At 73.2% G+C, this 17,368-nt stretch carries 15 protein-coding genes; 7 read left to right on the plus strand and 8 right to left on the minus strand.

What is annotated here, in order from left to right:
- Positions 1–105: 105 nt before the first annotated feature.
- From R7226_RS13495 to R7226_RS13530, 8 genes are read right to left on the minus strand one after another with little or no spacing between them, the layout of a single operon-like run.
- A complete protein-coding gene (locus R7226_RS13495; RefSeq protein WP_318597691.1) occupies positions 106–1,155 on the minus strand; it encodes an SIS domain-containing protein in 1,050 nt (349 codons plus the stop codon).
- Positions 1,152–2,249 (minus strand): ABC transporter ATP-binding protein, encoded by a 1,098-nt coding sequence (locus R7226_RS13500; protein ID WP_318597692.1) that lies wholly within the window; start codon positions 2,247–2,249, stop codon positions 1,152–1,154. The genes R7226_RS13495 and R7226_RS13500 overlap by 4 nt, the downstream gene beginning before the upstream one ends.
- Positions 2,250–2,252: 3 nt before the next feature.
- Positions 2,253–3,071 (minus strand): carbohydrate ABC transporter permease, encoded by an 819-nt coding sequence (locus R7226_RS13505; RefSeq protein WP_318597693.1) that lies wholly within the window; start codon positions 3,069–3,071, stop codon positions 2,253–2,255.
- Positions 3,068–3,976, minus strand: a complete 909-nt coding sequence (locus R7226_RS13510; protein WP_318597694.1) for a carbohydrate ABC transporter permease — start codon at positions 3,974–3,976, stop codon at positions 3,068–3,070. Before R7226_RS13510 ends, R7226_RS13505 begins: the two co-directional genes overlap by 4 nt.
- 3 nt (positions 3,977–3,979) lie before the next feature.
- Positions 3,980–5,338, minus strand: a complete 1,359-nt coding sequence (locus tag R7226_RS13515) for an extracellular solute-binding protein (protein WP_318597695.1) — start codon at positions 5,336–5,338, stop codon at positions 3,980–3,982.
- Positions 5,335–6,252 carry a carbohydrate kinase family protein gene (locus R7226_RS13520; RefSeq protein ID WP_318597696.1) on the minus strand — a complete coding sequence of 306 codons (918 nt, stop codon included), beginning with the start codon at positions 6,250–6,252 and terminating at the stop codon, positions 5,335–5,337. Before R7226_RS13520 ends, R7226_RS13515 begins: the two co-directional genes overlap by 4 nt.
- Positions 6,249–7,592 carry a 6-phospho-beta-glucosidase gene (locus R7226_RS13525; protein ID WP_318597697.1) on the minus strand — a complete coding sequence of 448 codons (1,344 nt, stop codon included), beginning with the start codon at positions 7,590–7,592 and terminating at the stop codon, positions 6,249–6,251. Before R7226_RS13525 ends, R7226_RS13520 begins: the two co-directional genes overlap by 4 nt.
- Positions 7,589–8,335: a DeoR/GlpR family DNA-binding transcription regulator gene (locus tag R7226_RS13530; protein ID WP_404827834.1), complete on the minus strand. Its 747-nt coding sequence runs from the start codon at positions 8,333–8,335 to the stop codon at positions 7,589–7,591. The genes R7226_RS13525 and R7226_RS13530 overlap by 4 nt, the downstream gene beginning before the upstream one ends.
- Positions 8,336–8,594: 259 nt before the next feature.
- On the opposite strand from R7226_RS13530, the gene R7226_RS13535 reads away from it, so the two are divergent.
- The 7 genes from R7226_RS13535 to R7226_RS13565 all read left to right on the plus strand — a co-directional run bounded on the left by R7226_RS13535 (position 8,595) and on the right by R7226_RS13565 (position 17,202).
- Positions 8,595–9,605 (plus strand): LacI family DNA-binding transcriptional regulator, encoded by a 1,011-nt coding sequence (locus tag R7226_RS13535; RefSeq protein ID WP_318597699.1) that lies wholly within the window; start codon positions 8,595–8,597, stop codon positions 9,603–9,605.
- A gap of 304 nt (positions 9,606–9,909) precedes the next feature.
- Positions 9,910–10,824: a sugar phosphate isomerase/epimerase family protein gene (locus R7226_RS13540; protein ID WP_318597700.1), complete on the plus strand. Its 915-nt coding sequence runs from the start codon at positions 9,910–9,912 to the stop codon at positions 10,822–10,824.
- The gene (iolG, locus tag R7226_RS13545) at positions 10,821–11,912 is read left to right on the plus strand and encodes an inositol 2-dehydrogenase (protein ID WP_318597701.1); all 1,092 of its coding nucleotides are present in this window, start codon (positions 10,821–10,823) and stop codon (positions 11,910–11,912) included. Before R7226_RS13540 ends, iolG begins: the two co-directional genes overlap by 4 nt.
- Positions 11,909–12,913: a 5-dehydro-2-deoxygluconokinase gene (iolC, locus tag R7226_RS13550; protein ID WP_318597702.1), complete on the plus strand. Its 1,005-nt coding sequence runs from the start codon at positions 11,909–11,911 to the stop codon at positions 12,911–12,913. The genes iolG and iolC overlap by 4 nt, the downstream gene beginning before the upstream one ends.
- Positions 12,910–14,853, plus strand: a complete 1,944-nt coding sequence (gene iolD / locus R7226_RS13555; protein ID WP_318597703.1) for a 3D-(3,5/4)-trihydroxycyclohexane-1,2-dione acylhydrolase (decyclizing) — start codon at positions 12,910–12,912, stop codon at positions 14,851–14,853. Before iolC ends, iolD begins: the two co-directional genes overlap by 4 nt.
- Complete coding sequence (gene iolB, locus R7226_RS13560) at positions 14,843–15,697, plus strand: 5-deoxy-glucuronate isomerase (RefSeq protein WP_318597704.1); 855 nt, start codon at positions 14,843–14,845, stop codon at positions 15,695–15,697. Before iolD ends, iolB begins: the two co-directional genes overlap by 11 nt.
- Positions 15,694–17,202, plus strand: a complete 1,509-nt coding sequence (locus R7226_RS13565; RefSeq protein ID WP_318597705.1) for a CoA-acylating methylmalonate-semialdehyde dehydrogenase — start codon at positions 15,694–15,696, stop codon at positions 17,200–17,202. Before iolB ends, R7226_RS13565 begins: the two co-directional genes overlap by 4 nt.
- Positions 17,203–17,368: the final 166 nt, after the last annotated feature.

Below are 17,368 nucleotides of genomic sequence, written 5' to 3' on the forward strand. Positions count from 1 at the left end.
AGCCCGGTCAGAGCACCCGCGCAGAAGTTCACAACTTCGAACAGATTAGCCACGAGCGAACGCGACGCCGGTTCGGCGCCGCGCTCGCGGGTCGAGGGAGCTGCCTCAGGCGGCCGAGGTCACCTTGCGCAGGTGCCGCGGCGCGCCCGGGTCGATGCCCTTGGCGTGCGCCAGCGCGACCGCGAACAGCTGGCCGGGCAGGACCGACAGCAGCGGCGACAGCAGCGGCTCGCCGAGCGCCGGCGTCTGGAGCACGTGCGCGGCGCCCTCCAGCTGGCCGGCGGCGGCGCCGGAGGCGACGACCGGCGCCCTCGCGGCGATCGCGCGCTGAGCCGCCTCGCGCACCGCCGGCAATGTCGCGTCGCGCGCGGCGATCAGCCACACCGGCAGCGTCTCGTCGAGCGCGGCGACCGGGCCGTGCGCCATCGCCGTCGCCGACATCGCCTTCGCCCCGACGTAGCAGACCTCGGTCAGCTTCAGCGAGATCTCGTAGGCGGTCGCCAGCTCCAGCCCGCGCGCCGACAGGTACATCCGCTGCGCCGGGGCCAGTGCCTCGGCGACCGGCTCGACCGCTCGCTCCAGCCCCGGCAGCGTCGCGTCAGCGGCATCGGCCGCCTCCGCCACGCCGGCGGCGAGCTGGTCGCCGCGGCCGGCGAGCGCGCCGGCCAGCAGCGCGAACGCGACGAGCGTGCCGGTGTAGGTCTTCGTCGCCGCGATCGACTGCTCGGCGCCGGCGCCGACCGGCAGCAGGTGGTCGGCGGCATCGGCCAGCGCCGAGCGCTCGCCGTTGGTGACCGCGAGCGTCGTCGCGCCGCCGGCCTTCGCCGCGCGCAGCCACTCGACGACGTCGGGCGTCTCGCCCGACTGCGATATGCCGATCGCCAGCTCGCCCGGCTTCGCCGCCGGCAGGCCGTAGTAGAGCGGCAGCGAGATCGAGTCGCGCACGACCGTCCAGCCGCACAGCAGCCGCAGCAGATAGCTGGCGTAGATCGCGGCGTGGTCGGAGGTGCCGTGGCCGGCGACGCGCACCAGCGTCGGCGGCGCCGCCGCCAGCCGCGCGGCGGTCGCGGCGACCGCGTCGCGCCGCTCCAGCGCCGCGCGCCAGACCTCCGGCTGCGCACGGATCTCCGACAGCAGGACCTCGGAGGGGGTCATCGTCTGATCGCGCCGCCGTCGGCGGCGTCGAAGTAGCGCAGCGATCTCGGCGCGAGGCCGAACTCGAGCGGATCGCCGGGCAGCAGCGTCGCGCGGCCGCCGTGGTGGACGACGACCTGCGTCGGCTCGCCGCCCGCGCCGCCGTCGACGTTGACGCCGACGAAGGTCTCGCGTCCGAGCGCCTCGACCCACGCGACCTCGCCGGCGACCGGGCCGACCAGCCCCGCCTGCGGATCCCACGGCTGCGCGCACTCCGGCCGCACGCCGACGGTCACCTCGGCCGGCAGCCCGTCGAGCCCCGGCACGAGCACGTCGATCGCGCCCGAGCGCAGCCGCGTGCCGCCGCCCTCCGCGCCCGTGGAGGCGTTGAAGAAGCTCATCGGCGGGCTGCCGATGAAGCCGCCGACGAAGACGTTGGCGGGATGCTCGTACAGCTCCTCCGGCGTGCCGACCTGCTCCAGCACGCCGTTGTTCATGACCGCGATCCGGTCGCCCATCGTCATCGCCTCGACCTGGTCGTGCGTGACGTAGACGGTCGTCGTGTTGACCTCCTGCTGCAGCCGCTTGATCTCGCCGCGCGTGCGCGTGCGCAGCTTCGCGTCGAGGTTCGAGAGCGGCTCGTCCATCAGGAAGACCTGCGGCTCGCGCACGAGCGCGCGGCCGAGCGCGACTCGCTGCGCCTGGCCGCCGGAGAGCTGGCCGGGCTTGCGCTCCAGGTAGCGCTCGATGTCGAGCGAGACGGCGGCCGCCTTCACGCGCCGCTCGATCTCCGGCTTCGGCGTCTTGCGCCGCTTGAGCCCGAACGCGAGGTTCTGGAAGACCGTCATCTGCGGATAGAGCGCGTAGTCCTGGAAGACCATCGCGATGTCGCGCTCGCCGGGAGCGATTCTGTTGACGACGCGCTCGCCGATCCGCACCTCGCCCTCGGTCACCGACTCGAGCCCGGCGAGCATCCGCAGCGCCGTCGTCTTGCCGGAGCCGGAGGGCCCGACGAGGACCATGAACTCGCCGTCGGCGATGTCGAGCGAAAGGCCGCTGACGGCGACGACGCCGCCGAAGCGCTTGTGCACGTCGGTGAACTTGACTGCTGACATTTCCTATCCCTTGACGGCGCCGGAGACCATGCCCCGGATGAAGTGGCGCTGGAGGAACACGTAGAGGACGACGACGGGCGTGGCGACGATCACGGCACCGGCCGCGAGCAGCGTCAGGTCCGACGAGTTGCGGCCCTGGAAGAAGCTGAGCCCCAGCGGCGCCGTGCGCAGGGCCTCGTCGGTGACCATCACGAGCGCCAGCAGGAACTCGTTCCACGTCCACATGAACAGCAGCACGCACATCGTCAGCACGGCCGGCCGCGCCAGCGGCAGCAGCACGCGCCACAGCGTCAGCCAGCTCGACGCCCCGTCGATCCGCGCCGCCTCGACCAGCGAGGAGGGGACCGAGCGGAAGAAGGCGCGCATCCAGAAGGTGCCGAACGCGACCGAGGTGCCGATCTGCGGCAGGATCAGCGCCCAGTAGGTGTTCGTCAGGCTGAGGTCGCGCAGGTCGTAGTAGAGCGGCACGATGATCGCCTCGGTCGGGATCATCAGGCCGAGCAGGAAGACGTAGAAGAGCACCTCGGAGCCGCGGAAGCGCATCTGCCCGAAGGCGTACCCGGCCATGATCGACAGCACCGAGGAGACGCCGACGACCGCGACCACGACGATCCCGCTGGAGCGCAGGTAGTCGCCGAAGTTGCCCTGCTCCCAGGCGCGCTGGAAGTTGCTGAGGTGGAAGCCGTCGAAGCGGCCGAAGCCGGCCGCGCCGCCGGGCTCCTGCAGCGCGGTGAAGATGATCCCGACGACCGGCAGCAGCGCCAGCAGGGAGAAGACGCCGAGGATGGCGTACGTGACCGCCTTCTCGCGTTGGCTGGTCATCGTGCGGCACCTCGGTCGGCGAAGCGGTTGATGCAGAAGGTGATGACGAAGATGATCGCGACGAGCGTCACCCCGATCGCGGAGGCCGAGCCGACCTCGCCGGTCAGGAAGGCGCGGTCGTAGACCTGGAAGGCGGGGACCGACGTCGCGTCGCCCGGGCCGCCCTTCGTCGTGTTGTAGATGAGGTCGAAGTTGCGCAGCGCGGCGACCGTCGTCAGCGTCAGCGCGACCGCGATCTCCCCGCGCAGCGCGGGCAGCGTGACGGCGAAGAACTCGTGCACCGGCCCGGCGCCGTCGACGCGCGCGGCGTCGTAGAGGCTCTTGGGGATCTTCTGCACGCCCGCCGTCAGCAGCACCATCGCGAGGCCGTACCAGACCCACGTGCCGACGAGGCCGACGGCCGGCAGCGCGACGTCGAAGTCACCGAGCCACGACTTCGTCAGGCCGTCGAGCCCGACCGCGCGCAGCGCCTCGTTGAGCGGGCCGTCGTTGGGGTCGTAGATCATCCGCCACATGACGGCGACGACGACCATCGCGACGACCTGCGGCAGGAACAGGACGACGCGGAAGAAGGTGAAGCCGCGCACTTCCACGCGTGCCGCCGCGCCCGCCAGCAGCAGGCCGATCAGGACGGGCAGCACGGCGTAGAAGACGATCAGCACGAGCGCGTGCACGAACGACGAGCGCAGCTCGCCGTCCGACAGCACGTCGCCGTAGTTGTCGAGCCCGACCCATCTGCCGGCCGTCACCCCGTCCCACGCGAACAGCGACAGCCAGAGGCTGTGGCCGAGCGGGAACAGGACGAACGCGCCGAACAGCAGGAAGGCGGGCAGCAGGTAGAGGTAGCCGATGCGCCGCGGCTCGCCAGGCGAGCGGTCGGCGACGGTGGCGAGCCGCGGCGCCATCGGTCAGCTGCCTGCCTTCGAGTCTTCGACTCTCTGCTGGATGCCGGCGGTGAACTCGTCCGGCGTCTGCTTGCCGGCCGTCAGCTCCTGGATCGCGCCGCCGAGGTCGTCGCCGAACGTCGGCGTCGTGTAGTCGAGGTACGGGATCAGGCCGTCGACCTCGCCGAGCGTTCTCCACGCCTCCGCGACGTCGGTCGGCAGCCCGGGGGCGGCGGCCGGCGTCGGCAGCTTCATCGCGGCGAGGTTGTTCGTCTCCGTCAGCACTCTGGCGGCGTTCTCGTCCGTGAGGAAGTCGATGTACGCGGCGGCGACGTCGGGGTTGGCCGACTTCGACGTGATCGTGAACGGCAGGCCCTCGCCGCCGAGCGCGACGGGATCGCCGCCGGCCTCTCTGCCGGGCATGAGCATGAAGCCGACGTCATCGCCCATCTGGTCGGCGAGGTCGGCGACCAGCCACGTGCCGGCGATCAGGAAGTGGCCGTTGCCCTTCGCGAACTGCTGCCACGCGGGGTCGTAGCCGACGCCGTTGAAGTCAGGCGTGAAGTAGCCCTTGTCGGCCCACTCCTGCAGCTTCGTCGCGCCGTCTCTGAAGCCGGCGGTGTCGAAGCTCGCGCCGTCGGTCTGGAAGGTGAAGTCGCGCACCTCCTGCTTGTCGGCGACCTGGCCGAGCACGGTCTCGTACTCGTGGATGCCGGGCCACTTGTCGAGGTTGCCGAACTGGATCGGGACGTCGCCCGCGGCTCTCGCCGCTTCCAGCTGGGCCTCGAACTCCTCGAGCGTTCTCGGCAGCTCTCTGACGAGTCTCTTGTTGTAGAAGACGCCGACGATCTCGCCCATCTGCGAGAGGCCGTAGAGGTCGCCGCTGCCGAATCTCGTGCCGTCGGCCTCGAAGCGGTTGAGGTCGATCAGCAGGCTCGGGTAGCGCGACTCCCAGTCGTAGACTCTCGCGTAGTCGTCGACCGGCCGCAGCAGTCTGCCTCTGACGAGCTGGCCCATCACGCCGAGCCCCTGGTTGGCCTGCACGACGTCAGGCGCGTCGGGGCCGGAGACCGCCAGCTTCAGCGTCGTGTTGAGGTCGTCGAACGACTTCGCGACACGTCTGATCGTGACGTTCGGGTACTTCGCCTGGAACTGTCTGTTCAGTTCCTTGATCTGCGCCGCCTGACCGCCGCGGACCTCCTGGTCCCAGACCGTCAGCGTCACGTCGCCGGCCGCCGCCACGTCGGGCGCTCTCGACGCCGTCGTCGCGGGCGTGCTGCTCGTCGAACCGCTGTCGCTGTCCTCGCCCGGCGTACCGCAGCCGATCGCCAGCGCCGCGGCTCCGACGACGGCCAGTGAACCCAGCCATCTCGCTGCCTTCATTCCGATCCTCCCAGGATCTCAGTGGTCATAGAGGCCGGCAACGCCAGCCCGCGCTCCTTGCCCGCCGCAGCGAGCCCGTCGATCGATTGCGCGCCCGCCACCGCGGTGGGGACGCGCACCGACAGGGCCGCCGCGAGGCAGGCCCAGTGCAGACGGAGCCCGGGTCCCGCCCCGCGCAGCTCCGACCAGATGTAGGTGGCAGTGAAGAGGTCGCCGGCGCCGGTCGTGTCGACCGCCGCGACGGCGACGCCGGGCACGCGCACCAGCTCGCCCCGCTCGACCGCCAGCGCGCCGTCGGGGCCGAGCGTCACGACGACGCGCGGCACCGTCTCGGCGAGCTTTCGGGCAGCGGCGACGGGATCGTCCTCGCCGGCCAGCAGCGTCGCCTCGCGCGCGTTGACGATCAGCGCGCGCGCCGCTGCGAGACCGTCCGGCAGCGCGCCGGCGGCGGCGCGCGCCTCGGCGTCGCCGACCGTCACGTAGAGCGCGGCGCCGGCCGGCGCGCAGTGCAGCCACGGCAGCGACAGCACGACCGCTCGCGGCGCGAACGCCGCGACGTCGGCCGGCTGCAGCGGCGGCTGCGGCAGGAAGGTCGCCATCGCGCGCTCGCCGTCCCACGGCAGCACCGCCGTCACGGGCGTGCGCGAGACCGTGCGATCGGCGCAGCGGACGCCCTCGGCCGCCAGCGCGGCGCGCAGGAAGTCGCCCTCGGGGTCTGCCCCCAGCGGCGTCGCAAGCGCGACCGACAGCCCCAGCCGCGCGGCCCCGATCGCGACCGTCGCGGCGCCGCCGGGCGAGCGCAGCAGGTCGCGCGCGTGGCGCTCCTCGCCCGGTCCCGGCAGGCCGTCGAGGCCCGCGAAGGTGAGGTCGACGAAGGCGGGGTCGCCGCAGACGAGCTCGACGCGCTCGGTCACGCGGGGAACGCCTCCTTGAGGCCGGGCAGGCGCTCGCAGTAGCCGTCGAAGATCTCGCGCGCGGTCGTCACCGAGGGGACGAGCGGGTGCAGCGCGATCGCGCGGATCGCCTGCTGACGCGAGCCCGAGATCGCGGCGTCGATCGTCGTGCGCTCAACGTCCTTCATCGTCTCCACGAGCGCGCGCGCATGCGGCGCGACCTCGCCGACGGCGATCGGCACCGGCCCGGTGCGGCCGACGATGCAGGGGACCTCGACGACCGCCTTCTCGTCGAGGAAGGGGAGGCTGGAGCGGTTGGCGGTGTTGAGGATCAGAAGCGCCTGCGTGTTGCCGGCGATCGCCTCCAGCACCGCCATCGCCTCGCCCTCGTAGCCGCCGTTGGCGTCGGCCTCGTGCTCGTGGCAGTCGCCGGCCGCGTTGCGCGCCTCGGCCATGTAGGTGCGCTCGCGGTCGTGGCGCGTCTTGCGCCAGCGCTCGAGCGCTTCGGCCGGCGGCTGCGCGCCCTCGGCGTAGAAGGCGCGCTGCTGGTCCAGCAGGAAGGAGCCGCGCGAATTGGGGCTCTCGCGGATCGCGTTGACGGTGTCGGCCGCGTAGTAGAAGTAGTAGAGGTACTCGTTCGGGAGCATCTCCAGCGTGCGCAGCCACTCGCCGCCGAACAGGCGCCCCTCCTCGAAGGTGTCGAGGCGGGCGTCGCTCGAGAGCAGCTCCGGCAGCAGCTCGCGCGCGCCGTCTCTGATCCCCTGCAGCCAGCCGAGGTGGTTGAGCCCGAAGTAGTCGAACCACAGCTCGGAGGGCTCGCGGTCGAGCGCGCGCGCGGCGCGGCGCAGCAGCCCGGCCGGCGAGTCGCAGATCCCGATCGCGCGCTCGCCGAGCACCCGCTGGACGGCCTCGGTGACCATGCCGGCGGGGTTGGTGAAGTTGATCAGCCACGCGTTCGGCGCGTACTCGGCCATCGTCTCGGCCAGCTGCATCATCACCGGGATCGTGCGCAGCGCGAAGCAGAGGCCGCCGGGGCCGGTCGTCTCCTGGCCGAGCACGCCGAGGCCGAGCGGGACGCTCTCGTCGACGACGCGGCCCTCGAGCTGTCCGACGCGGATCGCGCAGAGCACGAACTCGGCGTCGCGGACGGCGTCGACGAGGTCGGTCGTGCCGCGGAACGGCAGCGTCACCCCGCGCTCGGCGGCGAGCCCTTCGAGCACCGGCGCGATCCGCTCCAGCCGCGCCTGCTCGACGTCGTGCAGGACCAGCTCGTCGATGCCGAGCCTCTGCGAGAGGCCGAGCAAGGCGGTGTACACCAGGGGCACCCGGAATCCCCCGCCGCCGACGATCGTGACTTTCATGCGATGGTTACCTCGATTCCGGCGTCTTCGATGGCCGCGCGGCGCGTTGCCGGGATGTCCGCGTCGGTGACGATGTGGTGGAGGGAGTCGGCGCCGCAGATGCGGACGGCGCCGGGCATCGAGAACTTCTCGGCATCGGCCAGCAGGACGACCTCGGCGGCGGCGGCGATCATCGCCCGCTTGATCGGGACCTCGACCATCGTCGTGTCCCAGACCGAGAGGTCCTCAGCGACGCCGCTGGTGCCGATGAAGGCGATGTCGACGTTGAGCTGCTTGAGCGAGTCCTCCGCCAGCACGCCGACGAGCGACAGGTAGTTGCGGCGCACGAGCCCGCCGCTGAGCACCAGCTCGACGTCGGGGTCGTTGCGCAGCTCGTCGTAGACGGCGAGGCTGGTGGTGACGACGGTGACGTCGCGGCCGCGCAGGTGGCGCGCGACCTGGAGCGTGGTGGTGCCGATGTCGATCATCACCGTCTGTCCGTCGGCGACGAGCGCGGCGGCCGCGGCGCCGATGCGGTTCTTGACCGCCTGGCCCTTCAGCGCGATCTCCTCGAACGGCCGCTCGGGGACGGTGTCGACGGCGCCGCCGTGGACCCGTTCGAGCTTGCCGTCGCGAGCGAGCGCGCGGAGGTCGCGGCGGACGGTCATCTCGGAGACGTCGAAGACCCGTGCCAGCTCGGCGACGTGCGCCGTGCCGGCCCGCACCGCTTGCAGGATCTGCTGACGGCGCTGTGCCGGGACCAATGCCCGCTCGCCGTCAGCAGCCATGTCCGTGTGCGTTTCTGTGGCTCACCCGAAAAGGTGAGTTGTGACCTGCTGCCACGGGCTATCTCCACTCTCGCCGGAGGCTCCGGCGACCTGCTCTCTCAAACAGCTCGGCGCAAGTTATCACAGAACCAAACAGGTTCGTGTGCGAATTTGTTTCGCCTGTCGTGAGCCCTGCTGTGGCGGGCGATCGCGCCGCGGACGGGCGCTGCGGTCGCGCTCTATCGTTCGCTCACTGATGCCCGCCGAGCGCAGCCGCCAACCGACGATGGACGACGTGGCGCTCGCAGCAGGTGTCTCGCGAGCGCTCGTCTCGCTCGTCTTCCGCGACAGCCCGAAGGTCAGCCCGAGACGGCGCGAGCGGGTGCTCGCCGCCGCCGCCGAGATCGGCTACCGGCCCAACGCGATGGCGCGCAGCCTCGCCTCGCGCCGGACGCGGGCGGTCGGCGTGCTGCTGAACGACCTCGCCAACCCCTTCTTCGCCGACATCGCCGGCGGAATCGAGGCGCTCGCCTCGCAGGAGGGCTACCGCGTCCTGCTGGCGACCAGCGGCCGCAGCCCGCAGCGCGAGCGGGCGCTGCTGGAGGCGCTGCTGGAGTACCGCACCGACGGGGTCATCATCGTCTCGCCGCGGATGCCCTCCAGCCAGATCGCCGAGCTGGTCGCCGAGGTGCCGACGGTGCTGACCAGCCGCCGGCTGCGCGGCGAGCGGATCGACTCCGTCGCGACCGACGAAGGGCTCGGCGCGAGGCTCGCGGTCGACCACCTCGCCGCGCTCGGCCACGAGCGGATCGTGCACGTCGACGGCGGCCGCGGCGCGAGCGCGTCGGGGCGGCGCTCGGGCTACCAGCGGGCGATGAGACAGCTCGGGCTCGGCCACCTGGCGGAGACGCTGGCGGGCGAGTTCACCGAGCAGTCGGGCGTCGAGGCGGCGCAGGAGCTGCTGCGCCGCAGAGCGCTCCCGACGGCCGTCTTCGCCGCCAACGACCTGCAGGCGACCGGCGTGCTCGACGGCTTCACGCGCGCCGGCGTGCGCGTCCCGGAGGACGTCTCGCTGGTCGGCTTCGACAACACCTTCCTCGCCGGCCTCGAGTACATCTCGCTGACGACCGTCGACCAGCCGCGCCACGAGATGGGCAGGCTCGCGCTGGAGCTGCTGCTGGAGCGGATCGCGGGGCGGACGGTCCAGTCGCAGCGGCGGCTGGAGCCGAGACTGGTCGTGCGCCGCACGACCGGCCCGGCGCGCTGAGTCGGCCTCCGCGCGCCCAGCACTGCAGCTCTGCTGCTGCCATGCGGTAGTAGAGCTGCAGTCCCCCGGCAGCGGCCCGCCCCGACCGCCGGCCTTGACGCCGACGGCCGCGCGGTGGTTTAGTGAAAGAGCGGGTTGGAGCGCTCTAACGGTTGACTCGGAGGCTCCGCACGACTCGCGGGCGGCGACTGCAGCGGCAGTGCGCCGCCGATTTCAGCAGACGAATTAGAGCGCTCTAACGGCGGCGTGCGGATGGCGCGCGGCTCGACGGCGCGCGCTTGGAGACGACGTGGAGGTAGCGACGGTGGAGGTTCGGACAGGGCTGCGGCGGGTCGCCGGCGCGCCGATCTCGTGGGGCGTCTGCGAGGTCCCCGGCTGGGGCGCGATGCTGCCGCCCGACCGCGTCTTCGCGGAGATGAGCGCGCTCGGCATCGGCGCCACCGAGCTGGGCCCGCTCGACGACTGGCTGCCGCTCGACGCCGGCGCGATCCGCGCCGCGCTGGAGCCGCACGGGCTCGCGCTCGTCGGCGGCTTCGTGCCGCTCGTGCTGCACGAGCACGACGCCGAGCCGGCGCTCGCGCGCGCCCGCCACGTCGCGACGAAGATGGCCGCCGCCGGCGCCGACACCTTCGTGCTCGCGATCGTCGGCGCCGACGACTGGTCGCTGCCCGAGCAGCCGCTCGACGCGGCCGGCTGGAAGCGGCTCGGCAGCCACGTCGACGCGGTCGCCGAGCTGACCCAGTCGCTCGGCCTCACGACCGTCGTGCACCCCCACGTCGGCACGCTCGTCGAGCGCGCCGAAGAGGTCGAGCGGCTGCTGGAGACGACCGCCGCCGGCTGGTGCCTCGACCCCGGTCACCTGCTGATCGGCGGCTACGACCCGATCGACTTCGCCCGCCGCCACGGCGACCGCGTCGCGCACGTCCACCTGAAGGACGTCGACCTCGCCGTCGCCGCGCGCCTCAACGCGGGCGAGCTGACGCTGATGGAGGCGGTCCAGGCCGACCTCTTTCGCCCGCTCGGCGAGGGCGACGCGCAGATCGCCGCGCTCGTGCGCCAGCTCGCCGCGCACGGCTACGACGGCTGGACGGTGCTGGAGCAGGACACGGCGATCACCGGCGCCCCGCCGGCGCCCGGCGAGGGCCCGGCGCGGGACGTCGCCGCCAGCCTCGCCTTCCTCGCCGAGACGGCCGCGGCGCTGCCGGGAGCGGCACGATGAGCGCCGCCACGGCCGCTCCGTTGCCGATCGCGGCGGACGGCGAGCTGCGCGTCGGCGTGCTCGGCGTCGGTCGGATCGGCCGCATGCACGCCGAGCTGCTGCACCGGCAGGTCGGCGGTGCGCGCGTCAGCCGCATCCACGATGCGTACGCTCCCGCCGCCGCCGCGGTCGGCACCCAGCTCGGCGTCGCCGTCTCCGACAGCACCGCCGCGCTGCTGGCCGCCGACGACGTCGACGCGGTCGCGATCTGCACCAGCACCGACACGCACGTCGAGCTGATCGTCGCCGCCGCGCAGGCCGGCAAGGCGATCTTCTGCGAGAAGCCGATCTCGCTCGACCTGGCGGAGATGGATCGCGCGCTGGCGGCCGTCGAGGCGGCCGGCGTGCCGTTTCAGATCGGCTTCAACCGCCGCTTCGACCCGGCGCACGCGTCGGTCCGCGCGGCGGTCGTCGACGGCACCGTCGGCGATCCGCAGATCGTGCGGATCTCCAGCCGCGATCCCGAGCCGCCGCCGCTGGAGTACGTGCGCCACTCCGGCGGGATCTTCCTCGACATGACGATCCACGACTTCGACATGGCGCGCTTTGTGACCGGCAGCGAGGTCGTCTCCGTCAGCGCCCAGGGCGCGCTGCGGATCCGGCCCGAGTTCGCCGAGGCCGGCGACGTCGACACCGCCGTCGTCACGCTGCAGCACGAGAACGGCTGCCTGACGACGATCGACAACAGCCGTCAGGCCGCCTACGGCTACGACCAGCGCGTCGAGGTGCACGGCTCGCGCGGGATGGCCGCCTCCGAGGACCCGCGCGCCCACACCGGCATCGTGCGGACCGCCGCCGGCGAGCACGCGCCGTCGCTGCCGCACTTCTTCGTCGACCGCTACACCGTCGCGTACCTCGCGCAGTGGCAGGCGTTCGTCGCCGCGCTGCGCGACGGCCGCACGCCGCCGGTGACCGCCGCCGACGGCCGCGCGCCGCTGGCGATCGGCCTTGCCGCCGGCCGCTCGCTGCGCGAGCGCCGCCCGGTCTCGCTCGCCGAGATCGAGGCCGACGCGGCGTCCGCGTCCGGCTCGAACGGAGCGAGCGCATGAGCACGCCGTTCGATCTCATCACGATGGGGCGAATCGGCGTCGACTTGTACCCGCAGCAGGCGGGCGTCGAGCTGGCCGACGTCGAGACGTTCGCGAAGTCGCTCGGCGGCAGCCCGGCCAACGTCGCCGTCGCCGCCGCGCGGCTCGGCGACCGCAGCGCGGTCGTGACGAAGACCGGCGACGACCCGTTCGGCCCCTACATCCGGCGCGCGCTGTGGCGCTTCGGCGTCGACGACCGCTTCGTCGGCACCGACGCGCGCCTGCGCACGCCGATCACCTTCTGCGAGCTGCACCCGCCCGACCACTTCCCGCTGCTGTTCTACCGCGAGCCGAGCGCGCCCGACCTGCAGCTGACGGAGGCCGACCTCGACCTCGAGGCGATCCGCGCCGCGCGCATCCTCTGGACGACCGGCACCGGCCTGTCGCAGGAGCCGAGCCGCACGACGACGCTGACCGCGCTGCGCGAGCGGCGCGAGGCGAGCGCGATGGCGACGACGATCCACGACCTCGACCACCGGCCGATGTTCTGGGCCGATCCGGCCGAGGCGACGCGCTGGGCGCGCGAGGCGCTGCGGTACGCGTCGATCGCCGTCGGCAACCGCGAGGAGGTCGAGGTCGCTGTCGGCACGCGCGATCCCGACGCCGCCGCCGACGCGCTGCTGGAGCTGGGCGTCGCGGTCGCGATCGTCAAGCGCGGCCCCGACGGCACGCTCGTCGCCACGCGCGAACGGCGCTGGGACGTGCCGCCGTCGCCGACGGAGGTCGTCAACGGCCTCGGCGCCGGCGACGCCTTCGGCGGCGCGCTCTGCCACGCGCTGCTGGCCGGCTGGGAGATCGACAGATGCGTGCGGCTGGCGAGCGCCGCCGGCGCCTACGTCGCCGGCAGACTGGCCTGCGCCGACGCGATGCCGTCGCTGGACGAGCTGGTCGAGTTCGCCGGCGATGCGCTCGACGGCGAGGGCGCGCCCGGCGCCGCCGCTCGCGGGGAGTCTTCGCGATGAGCGCGCCGACCATCCGCCTCACCGTCGCGCAGGCGCTCGTGCGCTTCCTCGCCGCGCAGCAGGTCGAGCGCGACGGCGTGCGCACGCCGTTCTTCGCCGGCTGCCTGGGGATCTTCGGCCATGGCAACGTCGCCGGCCTCGGCGAGGCGCTGCTGGCCAGCCGCGACGACTTCCCGTACCACCCCGGCTTCAACGAGCAGGCGATGGTCCACCAGGCGGCCGGCTTCGCGCGCCAGCGCGATCGCCTGGCGACCTACGCCGTCACGACCTCGGTCGGGCCGGGCGCGACCAACATGGTCACCGGCGCGGCGCTGGCGACGATCAACCGCCTGCCGGTGCTGCTGCTGCCGGGCGACACATTCGCGACGCGCGTCCCGCACCCGGTCCTCCAGCAGCTCGAACGGCGCGACGACGGCACCGTCTCGGTCAACGACGCGCTGCGGCCGGTCTCGGTCTACTTCGACCGCATCGTGCGCCCCGAGCAGCTCGTGCCGGCGGCGCTGGAGGCGATGCGGATCCTGACCGATCCGGCCGAGACCGGCGCGGTCACGCTGGCGCTGCCGGAGGACGTGCAGACCGAGGTCGTCGAGGTGCCGCAGGCGTTCCTGGCGCCGCGCACCTGGCTGATGCAGCGCCAGCCGCCCGCCCCCGAGGGGCTCGCGCGCGCGGTCGAGCTGATCCGTGCCGCGAAGCGGCCGCTGATCGTCGCCGGCGGCGGCGTGATCTACTCGCACGCGACCGCCGCGTTGCGCGCGTTCGTCACGGAGACTGGGATCCCCGTCGGCGAGACGCACGCCGGCCGCGGCGCGCTGCCCTCCGATCACGTCGGGGCGCTCGGCGCGATCGGCGCGACCGGCTCGGCCGCCGCCAACCGGCTCGCCGCCGACGCCGACCTCGTGCTCGGGATCGGCACGCGCTGGAGCGACTTCACGACCTCGTCGAAGACGGCCTTCCAGGACCCGGACGTCCGCTTCGTCAACGTCAACGTCTGCGCCTTCGACGCCGCCAAGCACGCCGGGCTGCAGCTCGTCGGCGACGCGCGCACGACGCTGGAGGCGCTCGCCGCCGCGCTCGGCGATCACCGCGCCGACGCCGCCTGGAGCGACCGCGGCGAGCGCGAGCGGGCGGCGTGGGAGGAGGAGGTCCCGCGGCTGGTCGCGCCGCGCGCCGACGGCGGCCTGCACCAGGCGACCGTGATCGGCGCCGTCAACGACGCCGCCGGCCGCGACGGCGTCGTCGTGCAGGCGGCCGGCTCGATGCCGGGCGACCTGCACAAGCTGTGGCGCGCCCGCGACCCGCTCGGCAAGGGCTACCACGTCGAGTACGGCTACTCGTGCATGGGCTACGAGATCCCCGGCGGGATCGGCGTCAAGCTGGCCGCGCCGGAGCGGCCGGTCTTCGTGCTCGTCGGCGACGGCTCCTACCTGATGCTCTCCGGCGAGCTGGTGACCGCGGTGGCGACCGGCGCGCGAATCGTGCTCGTGCTCGTGCAGAACCACGGCTACGCCTCGATCGGCGCGCTGTCGCGCTCGGTCGGGATCGCCGGCTTCGGCACCCATCACCGGCGCGAGTCCGACGATGGCCCGCCTGTCCTCGACGCGCCGAGCGGCGACGCGCTCGCCGATGGCAGCGACGCCGCCCCCGCACCGCTGCCGCTCGACCTCGCCGCCAACGTCGCATCGCTCGGCGTCCCCGTCACGCGCGTCGCGACCGCGGAGCAGCTGCGCGCCGCGCTGGCCGCGGCCGCCGGCGCCGACGGCCCCGTCGCGATCCACGTCGAGGTCGGCCGCTACGGCAACGTCGGCGGCTACGACAGCTGGTGGGACGTGCCGGTCGCGGCCGTCTCCGAGCGCGCCGAGGTGCGCGCGGCGCGCGCGCAGTACGAGCAGGACCGCACCCGTCAGCGCATCCACCTGGAGAGCCCGATCGATGAGCAGTGAGATCCGCGTCCGCCCAGCCGCGCAACCGGCCGCCGACGGCGCCTTCATCACCGTCACGCCAGCCTCGGCCGGCTGGTCGTACGTCGGCTTCGAGGCGCTGACGCTGAGACCGGGCCAGGTCGCCGAGCGCGACAGCGACGGGCGCGAGTGCTGCATCGTCGTGATCGCCGGCCACGTCCACATCCGCTCGCGGGACGGCGAGTGGCGCGACGTCGGCGGCCGCCCCGACCCCTTCTCCGGCACGCCCGACGCCGTCTACCTGCCGCCCGGCGGCCGCTTCGCGGTCGAGGGCGCCGGCGACGGCGCCGAGGTCGGCCTCTGCTTCGCCCCAGCCCCGAACGGCGGCGTCCCCGCAAGGCGGATCGCCGCCGCCGACGTGCCGGCGACGACGCGCGGCTACGACCGCCACGAGCGCACCGTCCATGACGTGCTGATGGTCTCCGACGCGGCCGAGAGCCTGCTCGTGACCGAGGTGATCACGCCGTCGGGCAACTGGTCGAGCTACCCGCCGCACAAGCACGACCGCGACGCGCTGCCGGACGAGTGCCTGCTGGAGGAGACCTACTACCACCGCGTCACGCCGGCCGACGGCTTCGGCATCCAGCGCGTCTACAGCGACGACCGCACGCTCGACGAGACGGTCGCCTTCTCCGACCGCGAGCTGGTGCTGGTGCCGCGCGGCTACCACGCCGTCGCCGCGCCGCCCGGCGTCGCCCTCTACTACCTCAACGTGATGGCCGGGCCGGTCCGGACCTGGGCCTTCCAGGACGACCCGGCGCTCGCATGGACGCGCGCCGACGGCGCCACCACCGACCTCCCGATCCCGAAGGAGCACCGCTCGTGACGAGCACCCCCACCGACGTGCGCACGCTCGACAACTACGTCGGCGGCGCGTGGACCCCGCCCGCCGCGACGGAGGCGCTCGACGTCACCAACCCCGCCAGCGGCGAGCTGCTCGCGCGTGTCCCGCTGTCGCTCGCCGCCGACGTGGACGCGGCGGTGAGCGCGGCGCGCGCGGCGCTGCCAGCCTGGCGCGACGTCAACGTGATCGAGCGCGCGCGGCGCCTCTTCAAGCTGCGCGAGCTGCTGGTCGCACGCACCGACGAGCTGGCCGCCTCGGTCACGCGCGAGATGGGCAAGACGCTGATCGACGCGCGCGCCGAGATCGGCCGCGCGATCGAGATGGTCGAGGCCGCCTGCGCGATCCCGACGACGATGCAGGGACGGATCCTGGAGGACGTCTCGCGCGGGATCGACGCCGAGACGGTGCGCCAGCCGGTCGGCGTCTGCGCCGCGATCGCGCCGTTCAACTTCCCGATGATGGTGCCGTTCTGGTTCCTGCCGTTCGCGATCGGCTGCGGCAACACGTTCGTGCTCAAGCCCTCCGAGCAGGTGCCGCTGACGCAGCAGATCGTCTTCGAGCTGCTGCACGAGCTGGAGCTGCCGCCGGGCGTCGTCAACCTCGTCAACGGCGGCCGCGAGGTCGTCGAGTCGCTGCTCGACCATCCCGGCGTCGACGCGATCTCGTTCGTCGGCTCCGCACCGGTCGCCAAGCTCGTCTACGAGCGCGCCGCGCGCTCCGGCAAGCGCGTGCAGGCGCTCGGCGGAGCGAAGAACCACATGGTCGTGATGCCCGACGCGGTGATCGACAAGACGGTCGCCGGCCTGATCGGCTCGGCCTTCGGCGCCGCCGGCCAGCGCTGCATGGCCGGCTCGGCGGTCGTGACCGTCGGCGAGGCGCACGAGCGCCTGCTGGAGCCGCTGACGGCGGCGACGCGCGCGCTCCAGGTCGGCGACGGCGCCGACAGCGCGAGCGACGTCGGCCCCGTCGTCTCCTGCGAGGCGCGCGACCGCATCGTCGACTGGGTCGACAGAGCGGTCGCCGACGGCGCGACGGTCGTCGTCGACGGGCGCGCCACCGGCGAGGACCTGCCGGCGGGCGGCGCCTTCGTCGGCCCGACGATCCTCACCGACGTGACGCCGCGGATGGCGATCGCGCAGGAGGAGGTGTTCGGGCCGGTGCTCGCGATCATGCGGGCCGAGACGCTCGACGAGGCGATCGCGATCGTCAACGGCAGCCGCTTCGGCAACGGCACCTCGATCTTCACCGAGTCGGCGCCGGCGGTCCGCCGCTATCGCCACGACGTCGAGGCGGGGATGATCGGCGTCAACATCGGCGTCGCGGCGCCGGTCGCCTTCTTCCCCTTCTCCGGCTGGAAGGACTCGTTCCTCGGCGACCTGCACGCGCACGGCCCCGACGCGGTCGACTTCTTCACGCGCAAGAAGACGGTCACGAGCCGCTACTTCAGCAGCGGGCAGGGCACCGGCAGCTACTTCGTGGAGAACTGATGAGCATCGCGATCGAACAGCTGACGAGCGTCCGGCTGGAGCGGCCCGACGCGATCGCGGCGGCAGCCGCGGCCCGCGTGCGACCGGCGCGGCTGGTGCCCGAGCGCGGCCGCCTGCTGATCGTCGCCGCCGGCCACCCGGCGCGCGGCGCGCTCGGAAGTCGGAG

The sequence above is a fragment of the Conexibacter stalactiti genome, assembly GCF_033542075.1.
Taxonomy (GTDB): domain Bacteria; phylum Actinomycetota; class Thermoleophilia; order Solirubrobacterales; family Solirubrobacteraceae; genus Conexibacter; species Conexibacter stalactiti.